This is a genomic window from Nocardia sp. XZ_19_231 (assembly GCF_015355705.1).
In the GTDB taxonomy this organism is placed as follows: domain Bacteria; phylum Actinomycetota; class Actinomycetes; order Mycobacteriales; family Mycobacteriaceae; genus Nocardia; species Nocardia salmonicida.
Window position 1 is genome coordinate 532,175 of record NZ_JACUZI010000005.1, and the last position, 19,731, is coordinate 551,905.

Annotated in this window: 21 protein-coding genes; 19 read left to right on the forward strand and 2 right to left on the reverse strand. The window is 66.9% G+C overall.

The genetic code is table 11. From position 1 onward, the window contains the following. The first annotated feature begins 41 nt into the window (after positions 1–41). The 3 genes from IBJ82_RS24455 (at position 42) to dinB (ending at position 2,768) form a co-directional block, all read left to right on the forward strand. Positions 42–929, forward strand: coding sequence for an RNA polymerase sigma-70 factor (locus IBJ82_RS24455; protein ID WP_194828298.1), 888 nt, complete (start codon positions 42–44; stop codon positions 927–929). A 105-nt stretch (positions 930–1,034) separates the two neighbouring features. Further along, a complete protein-coding gene (locus IBJ82_RS24460) occupies positions 1,035–1,508 on the forward strand; it encodes a flavodoxin family protein (RefSeq protein ID WP_194828299.1) in 474 nt (157 codons plus the stop codon). A gap of 33 nt (positions 1,509–1,541) precedes the next feature. Further along, entirely contained in the window at positions 1,542–2,768 is a 1,227-nt protein-coding gene (gene dinB, locus IBJ82_RS24465; RefSeq protein WP_194828300.1) for a DNA polymerase IV, read from the forward strand. Here the strand turns inward: dinB and IBJ82_RS24470 are convergent. Further along, positions 2,765–3,361, reverse strand: a complete 597-nt coding sequence (locus IBJ82_RS24470; RefSeq protein ID WP_194828301.1) for a TetR/AcrR family transcriptional regulator — start codon at positions 3,359–3,361, stop codon at positions 2,765–2,767. The genes dinB and IBJ82_RS24470 overlap by 4 nt on opposite strands. A 113-nt stretch (positions 3,362–3,474) precedes the next feature. Between IBJ82_RS24470 and IBJ82_RS24475 the strand changes: the two genes are divergently transcribed. After that, positions 3,475–4,506, forward strand: a complete 1,032-nt coding sequence (locus IBJ82_RS24475; RefSeq protein WP_194828302.1) for a hypothetical protein — start codon at positions 3,475–3,477, stop codon at positions 4,504–4,506. Positions 4,507–4,513: 7 nt separating this feature from the next. Continuing rightward, positions 4,514–4,867 carry a PLD nuclease N-terminal domain-containing protein gene (locus tag IBJ82_RS24480; RefSeq protein WP_194828303.1) on the forward strand — a complete coding sequence of 118 codons (354 nt, stop codon included), beginning with the start codon at positions 4,514–4,516 and terminating at the stop codon, positions 4,865–4,867. 30 nt (positions 4,868–4,897) lie between these two features. On the opposite strand, the gene IBJ82_RS24485 is transcribed toward IBJ82_RS24480, so the two are convergent. After that, positions 4,898–5,977, reverse strand: a complete 1,080-nt coding sequence (locus tag IBJ82_RS24485; protein WP_194828304.1) for a class 1 fructose-bisphosphatase — start codon at positions 5,975–5,977, stop codon at positions 4,898–4,900. A 183-nt stretch (positions 5,978–6,160) separates the two neighbouring features. Here IBJ82_RS24485 and IBJ82_RS24490 point away from each other — a divergent pair, with 183 nt between their 5' ends. From IBJ82_RS24490 to nuoK, 14 genes are all read left to right on the forward strand, one after another. Then, a complete protein-coding gene (locus IBJ82_RS24490; RefSeq protein WP_194828305.1) occupies positions 6,161–6,631 on the forward strand; it encodes a MerR family transcriptional regulator in 471 nt (156 codons plus the stop codon). Next, positions 6,631–6,978 (forward strand): thioredoxin, encoded by a 348-nt coding sequence (trxA, locus tag IBJ82_RS24495; RefSeq protein ID WP_194828306.1) that lies wholly within the window; start codon positions 6,631–6,633, stop codon positions 6,976–6,978. Before IBJ82_RS24490 ends, trxA begins: the two co-directional genes overlap by 1 nt. 85 nt (positions 6,979–7,063) lie before the next feature. Next, a complete protein-coding gene (locus IBJ82_RS24500) occupies positions 7,064–8,128 on the forward strand; it encodes a hypothetical protein (RefSeq protein ID WP_194828307.1) in 1,065 nt (354 codons plus the stop codon). 311 nt (positions 8,129–8,439) lie between these two features. Then, positions 8,440–8,841 (forward strand): response regulator transcription factor, encoded by a 402-nt coding sequence (locus IBJ82_RS24505; RefSeq protein WP_131816457.1) that lies wholly within the window; start codon positions 8,440–8,442, stop codon positions 8,839–8,841. Positions 8,842–9,213: 372 nt separating this feature from the next. Beyond that, entirely contained in the window at positions 9,214–9,594 is a 381-nt protein-coding gene (locus IBJ82_RS24510; protein ID WP_194828308.1) for an NADH-quinone oxidoreductase subunit A, read from the forward strand. Between the two features lie 10 nt (positions 9,595–9,604). After that, positions 9,605–10,159: an NADH-quinone oxidoreductase subunit B family protein gene (locus IBJ82_RS24515; RefSeq protein ID WP_101468016.1), complete on the forward strand. Its 555-nt coding sequence runs from the start codon at positions 9,605–9,607 to the stop codon at positions 10,157–10,159. Further along, positions 10,156–10,908, forward strand: coding sequence for an NADH-quinone oxidoreductase subunit C (locus IBJ82_RS24520; RefSeq protein ID WP_194828309.1), 753 nt, complete (start codon positions 10,156–10,158; stop codon positions 10,906–10,908). The genes IBJ82_RS24515 and IBJ82_RS24520 overlap by 4 nt, the downstream gene beginning before the upstream one ends. Continuing rightward, complete coding sequence (gene nuoD, locus IBJ82_RS24525; protein ID WP_194828310.1) at positions 10,908–12,221, forward strand: NADH dehydrogenase (quinone) subunit D; 1,314 nt, start codon at positions 10,908–10,910, stop codon at positions 12,219–12,221. The genes IBJ82_RS24520 and nuoD overlap by 1 nt, the downstream gene beginning before the upstream one ends. 106 nt (positions 12,222–12,327) lie before the next feature. Then, on the forward strand, positions 12,328–13,044 hold the full coding sequence (gene nuoE / locus IBJ82_RS24530) for an NADH-quinone oxidoreductase subunit NuoE (protein ID WP_194828311.1): 717 nt from the start codon (positions 12,328–12,330) through the stop codon (positions 13,042–13,044). Next, positions 13,044–14,363, forward strand: coding sequence for an NADH-quinone oxidoreductase subunit NuoF (gene nuoF, locus IBJ82_RS24535; protein ID WP_194828447.1), 1,320 nt, complete (start codon positions 13,044–13,046; stop codon positions 14,361–14,363). Before nuoE ends, nuoF begins: the two co-directional genes overlap by 1 nt. Beyond that, positions 14,360–16,819, forward strand: coding sequence for an NADH-quinone oxidoreductase subunit G (locus tag IBJ82_RS24540; RefSeq protein ID WP_194828312.1), 2,460 nt, complete (start codon positions 14,360–14,362; stop codon positions 16,817–16,819). Before nuoF ends, IBJ82_RS24540 begins: the two co-directional genes overlap by 4 nt. Further along, a complete protein-coding gene (gene nuoH, locus IBJ82_RS24545) occupies positions 16,812–18,602 on the forward strand; it encodes an NADH-quinone oxidoreductase subunit NuoH (RefSeq protein ID WP_194828313.1) in 1,791 nt (596 codons plus the stop codon). Before IBJ82_RS24540 ends, nuoH begins: the two co-directional genes overlap by 8 nt. Beyond that, positions 18,599–19,435: an NADH-quinone oxidoreductase subunit J gene (locus IBJ82_RS24550; RefSeq protein WP_194828314.1), complete on the forward strand. Its 837-nt coding sequence runs from the start codon at positions 18,599–18,601 to the stop codon at positions 19,433–19,435. Before nuoH ends, IBJ82_RS24550 begins: the two co-directional genes overlap by 4 nt. After that, positions 19,432–19,731: an NADH-quinone oxidoreductase subunit NuoK gene (gene nuoK, locus IBJ82_RS24555; protein ID WP_056819797.1), complete on the forward strand. Its 300-nt coding sequence runs from the start codon at positions 19,432–19,434 to the stop codon at positions 19,729–19,731. Before IBJ82_RS24550 ends, nuoK begins: the two co-directional genes overlap by 4 nt.

Sequence of the window (19,731 nt, forward strand, 5' to 3'; positions counted from 1 at the left end):
CTCGATGTCGCCCGGAATCATCGGCGTATGAGGTTGGCCCGATGACCGAGCTCGACACGTTCACCACGTTCCGGCCACTGCTGTTCACGATCGCCTACGAAATCCTGGGCTGCGCCGCTGATGCCGAAGATGTGTTGCAGGACAGCTACCTGCGCTGGCGCGAGGCGACGGAGGTGACGCATCCGCGCGCGTATCTGGTTCAGATCGTCACCCGTCAGGCGATCAACCATCTCCGCTCGGTCCGGCGGCGCCGCGAGGACTACCTCGGCACCTGGCTGCCCGAACCGATCCGCACCACCCCCGATGCCGGCCACGACGTGTTGCTGGCGGAGTCGGTGTCGATGGCGATGCTGCTCGTGCTGGAAACCCTCGGACCCACCGAGCGTGCGGTGTTCGTCCTGTCGGAAGTGTTCGGACACAGCCACCGCGAGATCGCGGACATGATCGACAAATCCGACACCGCCGTGCGACAGATCGCCCACCGTGCCCGCGCGCATGTCGCGGCTCGGCGACGACGCTTCCAACCCGACTCCGACACCAGTCGGGCGGTGATCGGCCGTTTCCTGCTCGCCGCCCACACCGGCGATGTCGGCGCCCTGCTGGCAGTGCTCGCTCCCGACGTCGTCGAGATCTCCGATGGCGGTGGCCGCGTCACCGCCGCACGCCGCCCGATCATCGGCGCCGAGTCCGTCGCGCGGTTCATGATCGGGCTGACACAGAACTCGATGGCGGGCGCGACTGTCGAATTCGGCAGTTTCAACGCCCAACCCGCGGTGCTCGCCCGGTCGACGAACGGCGACCTGGACACGGTGCTGGTGGTCGAGGTGACCGACGACCTCATCACCGGCCTCTACGCGGTCCGCAATCCCGACAAACTGCAGACGGTCGATGTCATCCGGTCCCTCGACATCTCCGCCGACCTGCCCTGATCGCGTGCTGTGACCGAGGACGCAAAGCGGGCGTGTCACGCTGGGACCCCGAGCGGTGTCTCCGAGAGTGTCCAGCAAGTGCAGCGGAACGAAAGGACCATCCCCATGAAGGTCATCCTCGTGTGCAAGTCGGTGTCGCACGGCAACACCCAGCGCGTCGCCGAGGCCATGAACCAGGTGCTCGGCGGCCGGGTCATCGCCCCCGCCGACGTCGACCCGGCCGAGCTCGCCGACTGCGACCTCGTCGGCTTCGGTTCGGGAATCTACAACATGGCTTTCCACCCGGAACTGCGCCGATTCGTCGACGCGCTGCCGACCGGGCACCAGGGCAAGGCGTTCGTCTTCCGCACCAGCGGGTTCCCGGAAACACCGATTCGCCGCTATGTCACCACCTTGACCCGTGACATCGAGCGCAAGGGCTTCGACGTGATCGACGCCTTCGGCTGCCGCGGCTTCGACACCGTGCTACCGCTGCGCCTGGTCGGCGGAATCCACAAAGGCCACCCCGACGCCGCCGACCTCACCGCTGCCCGCGCGTTCGCCGAAAATTTGCGCACCAGGACTACCGCCGCGCCCTGACCGACAGAACTCGTCATACCCCGATGCGAACATATGTTCGTGTCCGATTCCGCCGCCCCGCGTATCCAGTCCCGCGCCGAAGCCTCGATCCTGCACGCCGACCTCGACTCGTTCTACGCCTCGGTCGAACAGCGTGATCAGCCGTGGCTGCGCGGCAAACCGGTCATCGTGGGCGGCGGGGTGGTGCTGGCGGCCAGCTATGAGGCCAAGGCGTTCGGTATCCGCACTCCCATGAACGCGGGGCAGGCATTGCGGTTGTGTCCGCACGCGATCGTCGTGCCGCCGCGGATGTCGGCCTATGCCGAGGCGAGCAAGGCGGTGTTCGCGGTATTTCACGACACCACCCCGGTGGTGGAGGGGATCTCGATCGACGAGGCGTTCCTGGATGTCAGTGGGTTACGCCGGATCAACGGGGAGCCGATCGAGATCGGCCACCGATTGCGCGCGCAGGTCGCCGCTCAGGTCGGCCTGCCCATCTCGGTGGGCATCGCGCGCAACAAGTTCCTCGCCAAAGTCGCCTCCGCCGTCGCCAAACCCGACGGATTACGACTCGTCGAACCCGGCAAAGAACTCGACTTCCTGCACCCACTGCCGGTGGAGCGATTATGGGGCGTCGGCAAAGTCACGTCGGCGACCCTGCACGCCAACGGCATCACCCGCATCGGCCAGCTCGCCGAACTCGGCGAACCCCATCTGCGCGCGATCCTCGGTCCCGCCGCGGCCCGTCACCTGTTCGCTCTGTCCTGGGCGCGCGATCCACGCCGCGTGGAAACCGGCAAACGACGCCGCTCGATCGGCGCTCAACGCGCCCTCGGCCGCCGCCCCCGCGAGCCCGAAGAGATCGCCGCCTACCTCGACGGCCTCACCGACCGACTCGGCCGCCGCCTGCGCGCCGCCGACCGCGTATGCCGAACAGTGGTGCTGCGCTTACGTTTCGACGACTTCACCAGGGCCACCCGCTCGCACACCCTCGTCGAAGCCACCGATTCCTCCACCGCGATCCGCGATGCGGCTCGCCTGCTCCTACGCACCGCCCAACCGCTGATCACCGAACGCGGCATCACCCTGATCGGGCTCTCGCTGACCAACCTCGACGACGCCGACACCATGCAACTCACCCTGCCCCTGGAGGCGCGCGCCGAGAACACCCTCGACGCCACCCTCGACGACTTGCGCCGCCGCTTCGGCTCGACCGCCGTCACCCGCGCCGCACTCCTGCGCAGCGGCGAAGGCATCTCCGTCCCGCTACTTCCCGACTAGCCACGTCGGCGAACCAGCGGCAGGTACACCTCGTCGACGATCTCGACCAGCACATCATCGGGCGCGGGCGGCACACCACGCAGCACGAACTCGTTGCGCAGCAGCACGACCGCCACCGTGGCGACCCGAGGATGCAGGCACTCCGGCGGCGCCTCACCGCGCGCCACCGCGCGCCCGAGCACCGTCAACCACATCGCGGCCGTCCCATCGGCGGACTGTTCGGGCAGCTGCGCCAGCAGTTCGGCGGCGCCACCGGCGGCAGCGAGCAGTTCGCGCATGATCGCACCGAGTGGAGAACTCCAATGCCGGTTTGCCCGCCGCAGCAATTCGAGGGCGTCATCGCGCAGGTCACCCGTATCGGGAACGTCTACGGTGGTGGCCAACTGCCGATATGCGGCGATGCCGAGGGCGAGCCGGTTCGGCCAGCGCCGGTAGATGGCGTTCTTGTTGGTCCCCGCGCGCTGGGCGACCCTGTCCATGGTCAGCCCGGCGTAGCCGGCCTCGGCGAGTTCGGCCGCGGCGGCCCGCAGAATCGCGTCCTCGAGTTCGGCACCGCGCCTGCGCGTTGCACCCGACTTCTCGTGGTCCGCCATCGGCGACCTCCTCTGAATTTCGTACGACAGTACCTTAGGCAACCATCCTTGTGGCCTGCTCACTCTTGATATACGGTACGGCCAGTACCTTACCTGCTCGAGAAGGACGCATCATGCGCGCCAACGGAATCACCTACGACACCGGCTTCATCCGTGACGGCCAGTCGTCTCGCCCTCACTTCGACCCCGACATCGTCCACCAGGAACTGCGGATCATCCGCGACGATCTGCACTGCACCGCGGTCCGCATCGTCGGCGGCGACCCCAACCGACTCGAACTCACCGCCACCTACGCCGCCGACCTGGGCCTGGAGGTGTGGTTCTCGCCGTACCCCCTCGAGCGCACCACCGCACAGATGCTCGACCTCTTCGTCGACTGCGCCGAGCGCGCCGAGCGCATCCGGCAGCGCGGCGCCGAGGTGGTGTTCGTGAGCGGTGCCGAGTTGAGCTTGATGAACATCGGCTTCCTGCCCGGCGAGAGCCTCGACGAACGAGTCGCGGCACTGACCGTGCAGGACGCCCTCCCGGAATTGGTCGCCGAGGTGGGCGCACGGATCAACGACTTCCTCGGCACCGCGGTGTCGGTGGTCCGTGAACACTTCGGCGGCAAGATCACCTACGCCGCAGTGCCGTTGGAACGGGTCGACTGGACACCGTTCGACATCGTGTCGCTGGACCTGTACCGCTCAGCCGAGGTCGCCGACCGGTTCGCCGACGGCGTCCGAGACATCGTCGCGCAGGGAAAGCCCGTGGCCGTCACCGAATTCGGTGCCGCGAGCTTCCAGGGCGCGGGTGATGTCGGTGCGCGCGGACTCGAGATCGTCGAGTACGGTCCCGGCCCGGTTCGCCTGCGCGCGGCCTACCTCCGCGACGAAGCGGGCCAGGCCACCTATCTGCGCGAACTGCTGGAACTGTTCGACGACAGCGGTATCGACAGCGCCTTCGTGTTCCTGTTCGCCCTCTACGATATGCCGCACCGCCCCGACGGCGACCCCCGAGACGACCTCGATCTCGCCAGTTACGGCATCGTCAAAGTCCTCGACCACACCGGACACACCTATCCAGGCCTGGAATGGGAGCCGAAACTCGCCTTCACCGCGGTGGCCGACCACTACCGATCGACCGTGCGAGCCGACATGGAATAATCGCCGAATGCCTTACGCCGTCATCGGCTTTCTGACTCTCGCCCTGTGGGTGTATTGCCTGGTCGACATCATCACCAGCCCCGACGCGGGCATCCGGCACCTCCCGAAAATGGGCTGGATCATCGTCGTGGTCCTGATCCCCACGATCGGCGCGCTGCTGTGGTTGTTCGCGGGCAGGCCGGTCGGGGAGTCGCGGCCCACGTCGAATACCCGCTTCGGCGAATACGACCGCCCAGGGCGCAGGGTCGCGTCGAATCCCGACGACGACGAGGCTTTCCTGCGCGGCCTGCGCGAGCGTGCCGAACAGCAACGTCGCGAAGCCCGCAGGCAACAGGAAGAACGCGACCAAGACCCGGTCTGATCACCCGAAAAGTGCTGGCCGGTAGCGGATCTACGTGCGCTGGTCGTGCCTGGCCGCACGGAACAGTGACCTCGTCCCGAACAGTGAACTGTCGAACCGCTTACCCGCGTCCGGCTCCCGGTGATAGCGCTCGATGCGCAGCACCTCGTTGCGGGAACCGAAGATGAACGGCACCCGCTGATGTACCTCGGCCGGGGGAACCTCCATCATCCGCTCGTGCCCGGTGGTCGCCGCCCCACCCGCCTGTTCGACGATGAACGCGATCGGATTCGCCCCGTACAGCAGCGAAACACGGCCCGGCAGTGCGGGATTGCGGGTATCGCGCGGGTACAGATACAGCCCGCCCCTGGTCAGGATGTGGAACGTGTCGGCCACCAGCGACGCCACCCACCGCATATTGAAATCGCGTCCGCGCGGACCCTCCACGCCCTCCAGGCATTCGAGCACGTACCTGCGCACCGGCCGCTCCCAGAACCGCTCATTGGCGGCATTGATCGCGAATCCCGAAGTGTCCTGCGGGATTCGCATCTGCGGGTGGGTCAATACGAACGCCCCGATCTCCCGATCGAGGGTGAACCCGTCGACCCCACTGCCGGTGGTGAGCACCAGCATGGTCGCGGGCCCGTACAGCGTGAACCCCGCGCACACCTGCTCCACACCCGGTTGCAGGAAGTCGGTCTCGGTAGGTTCGGCGTCGCCGGCGACCACCGCGTCCGGCGCCCGCAGAATGCTGAAAATCGAACCGACCGGCAGATTCACGTCGATGTTGCTCGACCCGTCCAACGCGTCATAGGCCAGCAGATACTTCCCCCTCCGCTGAGCAGCGGGCAACACCGTCGCGTGCTGCTCGGACAACAGCCCCGATAAATGCCCGGACCACTGCGTCTGCCCCACCATGATCTCGTCGGTCAGCACATCGAGCCGCCCACTCACCGATGACTCGTCGTCGACCCCCGACCCGATGATCGCCCCACGCGTCACCTGATTGGCAATGATCTTCGCCGCCGTAGCCACCACATTGACCAGCGCGGAGAATTCCCCCGACGATCCGGGATGCCGATGTTCTTCCTCGATCGTGTAGCGAGTTAGCGTTTTCAGCCCATTCGGCATTCGGCAACAACCCCCTGTGAAATCCGGTGTGTCCCTTGCCCTTTCCAGAATGGCTCACAACCCGCCCACAATCAATGTGAACTCTCCTGACACCACCCGCGATCCCATACCGCACCGGCCGCTGTACCTCGACCGGCCTTCGTGCTTGACCTTGCCCCTGGGGGCAGCGTTTACATTCGCTACATGAGGATCGGAGAGCTTGCGCGGCTGGCTCAGCTCAGCCCCAAGGCCATCAGGCGGTACGAGGCTCTGGGGCTGGTCGCGCCGGAACGCCACCCCAACGGCTTCCGTGAATACGACGACCACACCGTCCGCCTGGTGCAGGAAATCCGATCCCTGAATCGCCTGGGAATCCCGGTGGAGGAGACACGCCCGTTCCTGGACTGCCTGGCCACAGGCAGCGAACACGTAGACGACTGCCCCGCATCACTGGCCGAATACCAGCGCACCATCGACGCACTGAACACCGAGATCGAAGCACTCACCGCCCGCAGAGACGCCCTCGCCGATCGACTCCGCGACGCCGCGCACCGCCACAGCATCACTCGAATGCTCCCGTGGCCGGAGGCGGTCTGTGCGCGGCAGCCCCCATCAGACCGCAACGGGGCGATCGAAGGCCACGTCGAGCAACCACACCGAGTAAAGGAATCATGATGACTCAGAGTTCTGCGATCGCCGACACCGTCGCGGTCACCGATGAAACATTCGACCGCGACGTTCTCGCCCACCCCGGCCTCGTCCTCGTGGACGTCTGGGCGACGTGGTGCCCTTCGTGCAAGATGATCGCGCCTGTGCTGGCCGAGGTCGCCCGCGAACGCGCGGACACCCTCACCGTTCGCACCCTCAACGCCGACGAAAACCCCCTCACCGCCCGCAACTACCAAGTCATGGCGGCGCCGACGCTGCTGCTCTTCCGCGACGGCCAACTACTGCGCACCCTCGTCGGCGCCCGATCCAAGGCCCGGCTCCTCGCCGAGTTGGACGACGCAGTGAGCAGCTGATCCCGGTAGACGGCTGTCGGCGCCGCGGTACGGTCGTCGCCAGGCGCGGTCGCTGCCTGGGGACAGTCGAATGAAGGGGTGGGACATGGCAACTGCGGTGAAACTGGCGGGGGACGCGCTCGAATTGCCGGGCGGTGTCCGGGTGACGTTCGTACGGACCTTGCGACTGCCGGAAACGGGCACCTATCCGTTGCCGCCCGGCCTCGGCACCTTCCCGCTGCGACGGGTCGCCGACTACCCCGACACCGTGCCCGAGGAATGGCGCGAACGCGGTGGGGTGATGTTGCCGGTCTACCAGCGCGAAGCCATGTGGTTGCGCTTCTCCGCCACTGCGCCGACCGCGCTGAAGGTCGCCGTCGGCAAAGTCTGCGCGGTCTCGGGCAAGCCGTGGAGCGACACGCTCTCGAAAGACCCGCAGAACTACCTCGCGCTGCCCGAACAGCCGTGGCTGGACGGAATCAATTCAGGACAGGGGACCGTCCGCCAGTTCGTCGCGGTGCCGATGGGTCTCGGTGCGACCGTCGAAGGCCAGGTCACCGGCACCGAACAGTGGGGCGGTGTGCAGATGTCGGTGCACGGGCTGGCCGACGCCGCGCGAGAAATGTGGGAGCAGCAGGAGCGCGCACGGCAGCAGCGCTTGCGACCCGCACCGACCCCGGTCGCCCAACCGCCGTGGGCGTCGGCCGCCTCCGGCGCAGCGCCCTATGGTGGGCCGGTGCCCGTCAGCGCGCCCGGCGGTCCTTCGCGGGGTGCGGCGCCAGCGGGTCTGCCCGTGGCCAGGAAGATGGGCCTGGGCGCTGGTGGCACGATGCGCCAGGAGATCTACGCCGATACCCGCCCCATCGACGACTACCGCCCCGACAGCGACGGCAGGATTTTCGTCCATCTCGCCTCCGCCGCCGAATGGCAGCAGATCACCGGCGAACCCGCACCCCCGACCCCGATCACCGCCCAGGCCTACGCCGCCAACGGTCTGCCGTGGTTCGACTACTACGCCGCCGACGCCGACGACCTACCACCCTCGACCGAGCTCGCCGACGTGAAACCGACCGGCAACTGGCTCGCCGACGAACACCCCAATCCACCCATCGGATACGGCCTTCCGGTGATTCCATTGGGCGACAACGCCGTCAAAGACGGCAACTGGTAGCGCCGCACCCCGAAGCCGAGCCCGTACGACCACGGTGAGATCAGTCGCCACACTTCGCGCTCAACACGGTCTTTCACGTGTGACATGCCGATCCGCTACAGGGCCGCGCTTTCCGCGCTCAACGAAGCCGCGATCGCCTACGGAGCACAAGTCGAGAGGTTGTTCACCGGCATCCGTAGCGAGTTCGATCTACCACCGCGACGGCCGTGGGCAGACCCGGCCAGGCGCTGATCGCCGCCTATACCACTGCGCGACTGGTCGATCCGGCGAACCTGCCACGGTGGCGCCACCCCCGGACGTACGATCCGAGCGTGGCCGAATCCAATGGTTCCACCCCTCTGCGTGTGCTGGTCTACAGCAACGATGCCGATACCCGCCAACAGGTGATCCTGGCGCTGGGTCGTAGGCCGCGCGCCGATCTACCCGAGCTCGACTTCTTCGAGGTCGCTACCGCGCCGGTGGTCATCGAGCAGATGGATGCCGGTGGGATCGATCTGGCCATCCTCGACGGTGAATCCGCTCCGACCGGTGGCCTCGGCATCGCCAAGCAACTCAAGGACGAGATCGATCAGTGCCCGCCGGTGGTCGTGCTCACCGGTCGCCCCGATGACGCCTGGCTGGCCAACTGGTCGCGTGCCGAGGCCGCCGTCTCGCACCCGATCGACGCCATGCAGCTCACCAACGCGGTCGCGGCGGTCCTGCTCGCCCGCTGACCGGGAGCGTCCGGACATCGTCCCACGCCGTCGGATAGTCCCCTTCGCACCTTTCTGCCTATCGCCACTGGTAACGCCAGCGGTTCGCTGCCGCATGCCCGTAGGCGATTACCCCCGTATCGCTCATGAATCGCGGTACCGATATCGATCAAACCCCGCCCCGGAAACGTGCGGCGGAGCCCCGAAACGGCGGTACTCTGTGCTCTAGCTCACACGAGCACGGGCACTTGTATAACGCTCCGCCATCGCTGCACAGCCTTGCGCGAGCCCCCGTTCGGCGGACAACGTTGTCGGCCCCGTCTCGCCGAAAGCTGCCGTCCGCGGCCGGGCCACACGGCTCGGCCTGCTCCAGCGAGGAGGGGAAGTGCAGTCGTGAACATCGAGGTGCCCGCACTCGTACTCGGCGCCATCGCCGCGGCGTTCGCGGTGTTCTCCGTCATCATGGCGTCGCTGATCGGCCCGAAACGCTACAACCGGGCCAAACTCGAACCCTATGAATGCGGCATCGAGCCGACCCCGCACGCCATCGGCGGTGGCCCGGGAAATGCAGCAGGACAGCGCTTTCCGGTGAAGTACTACCTCACGGCGATGCTGTTCATCATCTTCGACATCGAGATCGTGTTCCTCTACCCCTGGGCGGTGCATTTCGACACGCTCGGGCTGTTCGGTCTCGCCGCGATGGCGCTGTTCATCGTCAATGTGTCTGTCGCCTACGCCTACGAGTGGCGTCGCGGCGGCCTCAGCTGGGAATGAGTGGGAAATAATGGGTCTCGAAGAGAAACTGCCCAGCGGGTTCCTGCTGAGCACGGTCGAAGATTTCGCCGGCTACCTGCGTAAGGGCTCGGTCTGGCCCGCGACGTTCGGGTTGGCGTGCTGCGCGATCGAGATGATGGCCACCGGTGCCGGACGATTCGATATCGCCCGCTTCGGCATGGAAGCGTTCCGCGCCTCACCGCGTCAGGCCGACCTGATGATCGTGGCGGGCCGGGTGAGCCAGAAGATGGCGCCGGTGCTGCGGCAGGTCTACGACCAGATGACCGAACCGAAATGGGTGCTGGCCATGGGGGTCTGCGCGTCCTCGGGCGGCATGTTCAACAACTACGCCATCGTGCAGGGCGTCGACCACATCGTCCCGGTCGACATCTACCTGCCCGGCTGCCCGCCGCGCCCGGAGATGCTGCTCAACGCGATCCTGGCGTTGCACGCGAAGATCGCTGAGATGCCGATGGGCGTCAACCGCGAAGAAGCGATCCGCGCCGCCGAAAAGGCCGCGTTGGCCAGCACGCCGACCATCCGGATGGAGGGGCTGCTGCGATGACCTTCGATTCCCCCGATAACACCGACAACCCCGCGGGACAAGAAGTTCCGGAGGAATCACCCGTCCAGCCGCAGCCGAAACCGGCCGAGGACGAGGTGATCGGTACCCGCCGCGGCATGTTCGGCGTCACCGGCACCGGTGATACGTCCGGCTACGGCGGTCTGGTCACCCCGGTCTCGTTGCCCGCGGGCACCCCGCCCCCGTACGGCGGTTGGTTCGACGCTTTCGTCGGCACCTTGCGCGCCGCACTCGTGGGACGAGTCATCGCCTTCGACACCGTGATCGAGAAGATCGTGGTGTTCCGCGACGAACTCACCCTGCACGTGAAGCGCGAACATCTCGTCGCCGTCGCGAGCACGCTGCGCGACGACAGCACCCTGCGATTCGAACTGTGCCTCGGTGTCAACGGCGTGCACTATCCCGACGACAAGGGCCGCGAACTGCACGCGGTCTATCACTTGAAGTCGATCACCCACGGTCGGCGCGTACGCGTGGAAGTGTCCGCACCCGATGCCGATCCGCACATCCCGTCGCTGTTCTCGGTCTATCCGACGAACGACTGGCACGAACGCGAAACCTACGACTTCTTCGGCATCCTCTTCGACGGGCACCCCTCCCTGACCCGCATCACCATGCCCGACGACTGGCGCGGCCATCCGCAGCGCAAGGACTACCCGCTCGGCGGGATCCCGGTGGAGTACAAGGGCGCGCGCATACCGCCGCCCGACGAGCGGAGGACCTACAGCTGATGACCGACACCGACTTCCGCCGCGACGAACCACCGGTAGTGACCGTCGCAGGCCAGGACTGGGACCAGGTCAGCGAAGTGATCGACGGCGGCGCCGAAGAACGCATCGTGGTGAACATGGGCCCACAGCATCCGTCCACGCACGGGGTATTGCGCCTGATCCTCGAGATCGAAGGCGAAACCGTCACCGAGGCCCGCTGCGGCATCGGCTACCTGCACACCGGTATCGAGAAGAACCTGGAATTCCGCAACTGGACCCAGGGCGTCACCTTCGTGACCCGGATGGACTACCTGTCCCCGTTCTTCAACGAAACCGCCTACTGCCTCGGCGTGGAGAAACTCCTCGACATCACCGAGCAGATCCCCGAACGCGCCACCGTGGTGCGGGTGCTGCTGATGGAGCTCAACCGCATCTCCTCGCACCTGGTGGCGCTGGCAACCGGCGGCATGGAACTGGGCGCGCTCACCCCGATGCTGTTCGGCTTCCGGGAACGCGAACTCATCCTCGACGTCTTCGAAACCATCACCGGCCTGCGGATGAACCACGCCTACATCCGCCCCGGCGGGCTGGCCCAGGATCTGCCCGACGACGGCGTCACCAAGGTCCGCGAACTCCTCGCCCTGCTGCCCGGCCGACTCCGCGATATGGAGCACCTGCTCAGCGCCAACCCGATCTGGAAGAAGCGCACCCAGGACATCGGCTACCTCGATCTCACCGGCTGCATGGCCCTCGGCATCACCGGCCCCGTGCTGCGCGCCACCGGCCTGCCGCACGATCTGCGCAAATCGGATCCGTACTGCGGCTACGAGAACTACGAATTCGACATCCCGACCACCACCGGCTGTGACTGCTACGGCCGCTACATCATCCGGGTCGCCGAGATGACCGAGTCGATCAAGATCGTCGAACAGTGCTTGGACAAGCTGCGGCCCGGCCCGGTGATGATCGACGACAAGAAGATCGCCTGGCCCGCCGACCTGGAACTGGGCCCCGACGGTCTCGGCAACTCGCCCAAGCACATCGGCAAGATCATGGGCACCTCCATGGAATCGCTGATCCACCACTTCAAGCTCGTCACCGAAGGCATCAGAGTGCCTGCGGGACAGGTGTATACGGCGGTGGAGTCCCCACGCGGGGAACTGGGTGTGCACATGGTCAGCGACGGCAGCACCCAGCCCTACCGGGTGCACTACCGCGACCCCTCGTTCACCAACCTGCAAGCGGTGGCAGCGATGTGCGAGGGCGGCATGGTCGCCGATGTCATCGCCTCCGTCGCCAGCATCGACCCCGTCATGGGCGGAGTAGACCGATGAGGAGTATCGCACTGCCTTCGTGCCCTGACTTCATCATTGGGCGGAGTAGACCGATGAATGCCGCACTGCCTTCGTGCCCTGACGTCTCACTGGGCGGAGTAGACCGATGAGCACCGAAAACCCCACCAGCACACCGATTCTCCTGAGCCTCAGCACTCGTCCCGAACCGTATCCGCCGCATGTGCGCGAACGTCTCGAACTGGATGCGAAGGAGATCGTCACCCGTTATCCGCACCCCCGCTCCGCGCTGCTCCCGCTGCTGCACCTGGTGCAAGCCGAGGAAGGCTACGTGACCGGCACCGGCATCGACTTCTGCGCCGATCACTTGAACCTCACCGGCGCCGAGGTGACCGCGGTCGCCACGTTCTATTCGATGTACCGGCGCACCCCCACCGGCGACTACCACGTCGGCGTGTGCACGAACACCCTCTGCGCGATCCTCGGCGGCGACGCGATCTATGAAGCGCTGCAACAACATCTGGATATCAAGCACGGCGAGACGACCTCCGACGGCGCCATCACCCTCGAGCACATCGAATGCAACGCCGCCTGCGACTACGCCCCGGTCATGATGGTGAACTGGGAATTCTTCGACAACCAGACCCCCGAATCAGCACTCGCGATCGCCGACGCGCTGCGCGCGGGCCACCAGGTCCGCCCGACCCGCGGTGCACCACTGTGCACGTTCCGCGAGACCGGCCGGATTCTCGCCGGATTCCCCGACGAGCGCCCCGGCGCCCTCGAAGGCGCACCGGGCGCACCCACCCTGGCGGGGCTCGAAACCGCGGCGGCAGAAGATGACTCGGCAGGGGGACTGCGATGATGGCGCTCACCCCCGTCCTCAGTGAACACTGGGCGACCCCGCGGTCATGGACCCTGGAAAGCTACCGCGCGACCGGCGGCTACGACGGACTCCGCGCCGCCCTGCGGATACCGCCCGACGAGGTGATCCAAACCGTCAAAGACGCGGGTCTGCGCGGTCGCGGCGGGGCAGGCTTTCCCACCGGGATGAAGTGGTCGTTCATCCCGCAGGGCCCCGGCCCCGACGGCACGACGAAACCGCACTACCTCGTCGTCAACGCCGACGAATCCGAACCCGGCACCTGCAAAGACATTCCGTTGATGCTGGCCACCCCGCACACCCTCATCGAAGGCATCGTGATCGCCGCGTATGCCATCCGGGCCGCGACCGCGTTCATCTATGTTCGCGGCGAAGTGGTGCCGGTACTGCGCCGGCTCCAAGCCGCCGTCGCCGAGGCCTACGCGGCGGGCCTGCTCGGCCACGACATCCTCGGCTCGGGCTTCGATCTCGACCTGATCGTGCACGCCGGTGCGGGCGCCTACATCTGCGGTGAGGAAACCGCCCTGCTCGATTCCCTCGAGGGCAGGCGCGGACAGCCGCGACTGCGCCCACCGTTCCCCGCCGTCGCGGGCCTGTACGCGTGCCCGACGGTGGTCAACAATGTGGAATCCATTGCCAGCGTGCCCTCGATCCTGCGCAACGGCACCGAATGGTTCCGCTCGATGGGTAGCGAGAAGTCACCCGGCTTCACCCTGTACTCACTGTCGGGACATGTCGCCCGCCCCGGCCAGTACGAGGCTCCGCTCGGGATCACCTTGCGTGAACTGCTCGAGTACGCGGGCGGCGTGCGAGCCGGGCACACCCTCAAGTTCTGGACGCCCGGCGGTTCGTCGACACCGATGTTCACCGACGAACACCTCGACGTGGCCCTCGACTACGAAGGTGTCGCCGCCGCCGGCTCCATGTTGGGCACCAAAGCCCTACAGATCTTCGACGACACCACCTGCGTGGTACGCGCTGTCCTTCGCTGGACCGAGTTCTACGCCCACGAATCGTGCGGCAAGTGCACACCGTGCCGTGAAGGCACCTACTGGCTCGTGCAATTGCTGCGCCGACTCGAAGCCGGCCAAGGCACCGAAGCCGACCTGGACAAGCTCGCCGACATCGCCGACAACATCAACGGCAAATCGTTCTGCGCGCTCGGTGACGGCGCGGCCAGCCCGATCTTCTCCTCGCTGAAGTACTTCCGCGAGGAATACCTCGCGCATCAGCGACTCGGCGTCTGCCCGTTCGACCCGGCCGCCTCGACGGTGTGGGCACCAGCGAAGGAGGACCGATGACTGCCATCGCGCCAGGCAACAGCAGCGGAGTGGTGCCCACCGACATGGTGAGCGTCACCATCGACGACACCACCATCGAGGTGCCCGTCGGCACCCTGCTGATCCGTGCCGCCGAACTGATCGGCGTGCAGATCCCCCGCTTCTGCGACCACCCCCTGCTCGACCCCGTCGGCGCGTGCAGGCAGTGCCTCGTCGAAGTCGAAGGGCAGCGAAAGCCGGTCGCCTCCTGCACGATCCCCGTCACCGACGGCATGATCGTGCGCACCCAGATCAGCTCGCCGGTCGCCGAGAAGGCCCAGCGCGGGGTGATGGAGCTGCTGCTCATCAACCATCCGCTGGACTGCCCGGTCTGTGACAAGGGCGGCGAGTGTCCGCTGCAGAACCAGGCGATGTCCACCGGCAGCGCCGAATCCCGCTTCGACGGGGAGAAACGGACCTACCCGAAGCCGATTCCGCTGTCCACGGCGGTGCTGCTGGACCGGGAGCGGTGCGTGCTGTGCGCACGCTGCACCCGGTTCTCCCAGCAGGTCGCCGGTGACCCGTTCATCGAACTGATGGATCGCGGTGCGCTGCAACAGGTCGGCACCGCCCAGGCCGAACCACTGGACTCCTATTTCTCCGGCAACACCGTGCAGATCTGCCCCGTGGGCGCGCTCACCGGCACCTCCTACCGTTTCCGGGCCCGCCCGTTCGACCTGGTCTCCACCCCCAGCGTCTGCGAGCACTGCGCCTCCGGCTGCGCGCAACGCACCGACCATCGCCGTGGAAAAGTGTTGCGCCGCTTGGCCGGTGACGATCCGCAGGTCAACGAGGAATGGAACTGCGACAAGGGTCGCTGGGCCTTCGCCTACGCCACCGAACGTGACCGCCTCACCACACCGATGGTGCGCGGCTGGGACGGCGTCCTCGCCCCTGCCTCCTGGCCCGAAGCCCTCACCGCCGCCACCGCGGGCTTGAAGGCCGCGATCGGCAATGCCGGGGTACTCGTCGGCGGCCGAGTCACCGAGGAAGAGGCCTACGCGTACAGCAAGTTCGCGCGCATGGTCCTCGCTACCAACGACATCGACTTCCGCAGCCGGGTGCACTCGGAAGAGGAAGAACGTTTCCTCGCCGCCCGCATCGCCGGACGCGGTGTCCAGGTCGACTTCGCAGCGCTGGACCGTGCTCCCGTCGTACTGCTGGTCGGGTTCGAACCGGAAGAAGAATCGCCGATCGTCTACCTGCGGCTACGCAAGGCTGCACGGACGCGCGGGCAGCGGGTGGTCTCGCTGGCACCGTTCGCGTCTCGCGGCCTCGAACGCATGTCGGGCGCGCTCATCCAGACCCCGCCCTGCGGCGAAGCCGATGTCATCACCTCGATCATGGCCGAAACCTCGGCCGATGCCACCGAACTCATGACGCTGCTGAACACCCCCGGCGCGGTCATCATGGCGGGCGAACGGCTCGCGGGCAGCCCCGGCGCGCTGTCGGCGGTGACCCGCCTGGCCGATGCCACCGGCGCCGCGCTGGCATGGGTGCCACGCCGCGCGGGCGAACGCGGCGCACTGGAAGCGGGCGCACTGCCCGCTCTGTTGCCCGGCGGCAGGCCCGTGGTGGATCCCGCCGCGCGCCAACAGGTTCGACACCGGTGGCAGTCCGGAGAGCTCCCGGTCACGGTGGGCCGCGATGCCACCGCGATCCTGTCGAGCGCCGCCCAGTTGGGTGCGCTGGTGATCGGCGGTGTCGACCCGGCCGATATGCCCGACCCTGCGGCCGCACTGGCCGCCATCGACGCGGCCCGGTTCGTCGTCAGCCTCGAAATGCGGCACAGTGCCGTCACCGAACGCGCCGACGTCGTCTTCCCGGTCGCGACCGCGATGGAGAAGTCCGGCACCTTCCGCACCTGGGAAGGCCGACCGCGCCCCTTCACCGCGGCCTCGCTCGACACCACCCGCCGCGTCGCCGCCCCCTTGTCGGACCTGCGGGTATTGCACTCACTGGCCGCGCAGATGGGCGTCTCGATCAACCTGCCCGACCCCGCCGCCGCGCGCACCGAACTCGACGCGCTCGGCCCGTGGACGGGCGAACCCATCCCGGCGCCGGAACTCACCAGCCAGACCCGCCCCGCCCCTGGCCCCGGAACAGCGGTACTCGCCGGGTGGCGGATGCTGCTCGACGCCGGTCGCCTGCAAGACGGTGAACCCAACCTCGCCGGCATCGCCCGCCCGCCGGTCGCTCGGCTCTCGGCCGCGACCGCCGCCGAGATCGAAGCCGACGATGCCGATCACGTCATCGTCTCCACCGACCGCGGTGAGATCTCGGTGCCGCTGATGATCACGGACCTGCCCGACCGGGTGGTGTGGCTGCCGCTGCATTCGCCCGGCTCGACGGTCGCCGCCGAACTCGGTGTGACACCCGGCGCCGTGGTGCGCGTGCGTCGCGCCGACGAGAGGATGAAGGAACACCGTCATGAGTGATCGAGTGCTATTCCTCGCGGCCGAGGCCGGACCTGTCTTCGGCACCGACCCGCTGTGGCTGGTGGTGGTCAAGGCACTAGGCGTGTTCGTCTACCTGATGCTGGTGCCGTTGATCGCGGTGTACGCCGAACGCAAAGTCGTCGCGTGGATGCAGATGCGGGTCGGTCCGAACCGGATCGGCCCCGGCGGCATGCTTCAGTCGGTCGCCGACGGTGTGAAGATGGCGCTCAAGGAAGACATCATCCCGGCGATCGTGGACAAGCCGATCTTCGTGATCGCCCCGATCATCTCGGTGATCCCGGCGTTCATGGCGTTCGCGGTGATCCCGATGGGCCCGGAGGTGTCGATCTTCGGGACGCAGACCGCGTTGCAGCTCACCGATATGCCGGTCGCCGTGCTCTACATCCTCGCCATCACCTCCATCGGCGTGTACGGCATCGTGCTGGCCGGTTGGTCGTCGGGTTCGACGTACCCGCTGCTCGGCGGCCTGCGCTCGACCGCGCAGGTGATCTCCTACGAGATCGCGATGGCGCTGACCTTCGCCACGGTGTTCCTGCTGTCGGGAACCATGGCGACCTCCGAGATCGTCGGCGCGCAGGAAGGCACCTGGTATGTCTTCTTGCTGCTGCCCTCGTTCCTCATCTACTGCGTGTCGATGGTCGGCGAAACCAACCGGGCGCCCTTCGACCTGCCCGAAGCCGAAGGTGAACTGGTCGGCGGCTTCCACACCGAGTACTCGTCGCTGAAGTTCGCGATGTTCATGCTCGCCGAATACGTGAACATGGCAACGGTGTCGGCGCTGGCGACCACCCTGTTCCTCGGCGGCTGGCGGGCACCGTTCCCGATCAGCCTGTGGGAGGGCGCCAACTCCGGTTGGTGGCCGCTGCTGTGGTTCACCCTCAAGGTGTGGACGTTCCTGTTCGTGTTCGTCTGGCTGCGCGGCACCCTGCCCCGCCTGCGCTACGACCAGTTCATGAACCTCGGCTGGAAACTGCTCATCCCCACCTCGCTGGTGTGGGTGATGATCGTGGCCGGTGCCCGGGTGCTCGACCTCGAAGGCCTGCCCGGACAGAACCTGATCCTGGTCGGTGTGGGTGTGGTGATCACCGCGGCGATGATCGCGATGTTCCTGCGCGCCGGGCGCAGCAAGGGTCTGCCGCCCTTGCCGCCACAGGAACCATCGACCTCGTCGGTGTTCCTAGGTTTCCCGGTCCCGCCGATGCCTGCGCGGCCCGCGAACGACCAACCCCAGATCGGCCTGTTCGAACCGCTCGCCGGTTTCGCGGTCACCGCGGCCACCATGTTCAAAAAGCCCAATACCGAGTCCTACCCCGAGGAGAAGGTGCCGACCGCACCGCGCTATCACGGTCGCCACCAGCTCAACCGCTACGAGGACGGACTCGAGAAGTGCATCGGCTGCGAGCTGTGCGCGTGGGCGTGCCCGGCCGACGCGATCTTCGTCGAAGGCGCCGACAACACCGAGGAGGAACGCTTCTCCCCCGGTGAACGGTACGGGCGCGTCTACCAGATCAACTACCTGCGCTGCATCGGCTGCGGCCTGTGCATCGAGGCCTGCCCGACGCGCGCGCTGACGATGACCAACGAATACGAACTCACCGACGACAACCGCGCCGATCTCATCTACGAGAAGGACCAGCTGATGGCGCCCATGCAGCCGGGGATGACCCCCGCGCCGCACCCGATGGCACCGGGCACCGACGCGGCCGACTACTACCTGGGCCGGGTCGGTCCGGCACCGTCGGAGCAGGAGGTCCTGCGATGAGCACCGCACACATGCTGGCCGCCGAAGTCGCCGCCACCTCCACCGGTGAGGGCGTGCTGTTCTGGGTGCTCGCCCCGATCACGGTGCTCGGCGCGCTGGGAATGGTGACCGCGGCCAAGGCCGTGCATTCGGCGATGTGCTTGGCCGCCACCATGATCGCGCTCGCGGTGTTCTATATCGCCCAGGGCGCGCTGTTCCTCGGCGTGGTGCAGATCGTGGTGTACACGGGCGCGGTGATGATGCTGTTCCTGTTCGTGCTGATGCTCGTCGGCGTCGACTCCGCGGAATCGCTGCGGGAGACGTTGCGCGGGCAGCGCATCGCCGCCGCGGTCGTCGGGGTCGGATTCGGGTTGCTGTTCATCGGCGGCATCGGGGCGGCCCTGCGCGACAGCGGAACGAGCTTCCCCGGCCGCGGTTTCGGAGACCGAGACGTGATCGCCGAACTCGCCGAGTTGATCTTCCTGCGCTACGTGTGGGCCTTCGAACTCACCGGCGCACTGCTGATCACGGCCACGATCGGTGCGATGGTGCTGGCTCACCGCGAACAGTTCACCCCCAAACGCGGGCAGCGCGAAATGTCGCGCGACCGCTTCCGCACCGCGGGCGAACGGGCCACTCCGCTGCCGACACCTGGCGTCTACGCGCGACACAACGCCGTCGACAGCCCCGCCCAACTCCCCGACGGCTCCTTCGCCGAACTCTCGGTGAGCACGATCCTGCGTCACCGCCGCACCCGCGCCCACACCGAAGCCGCCGTGGCCTCGGTCGGCACGCTGCACGCGGACAAGATCAGCGACGACAACCCGACGGCCGACGAGGAAGGCAAGCGGTGAACCCCCAGAACTACCTGTTCCTGTCTGCGCTGCTGTTCACCATCGGCGCCGCGGGAGTGTTGTTGCGCCGCAACGCGATCGTGGTGTTCATGTGCGTGGAGCTGATGCTCAACGCGGTGAATCTGGCGTTCGTGACCTTCGCCCGGTTACACGACAACCTCGACGGACAGGTGATCGCGTTCTTCACCATGGTGGTCGCCGCCGCCGAAGTCGTTGTCGGCCTTGCCATCATCATGACGATCTTCCGTGCCCGCCGGTCGACCTCGGTCGACGACGCCAACCTGTTGAAGTTCTGA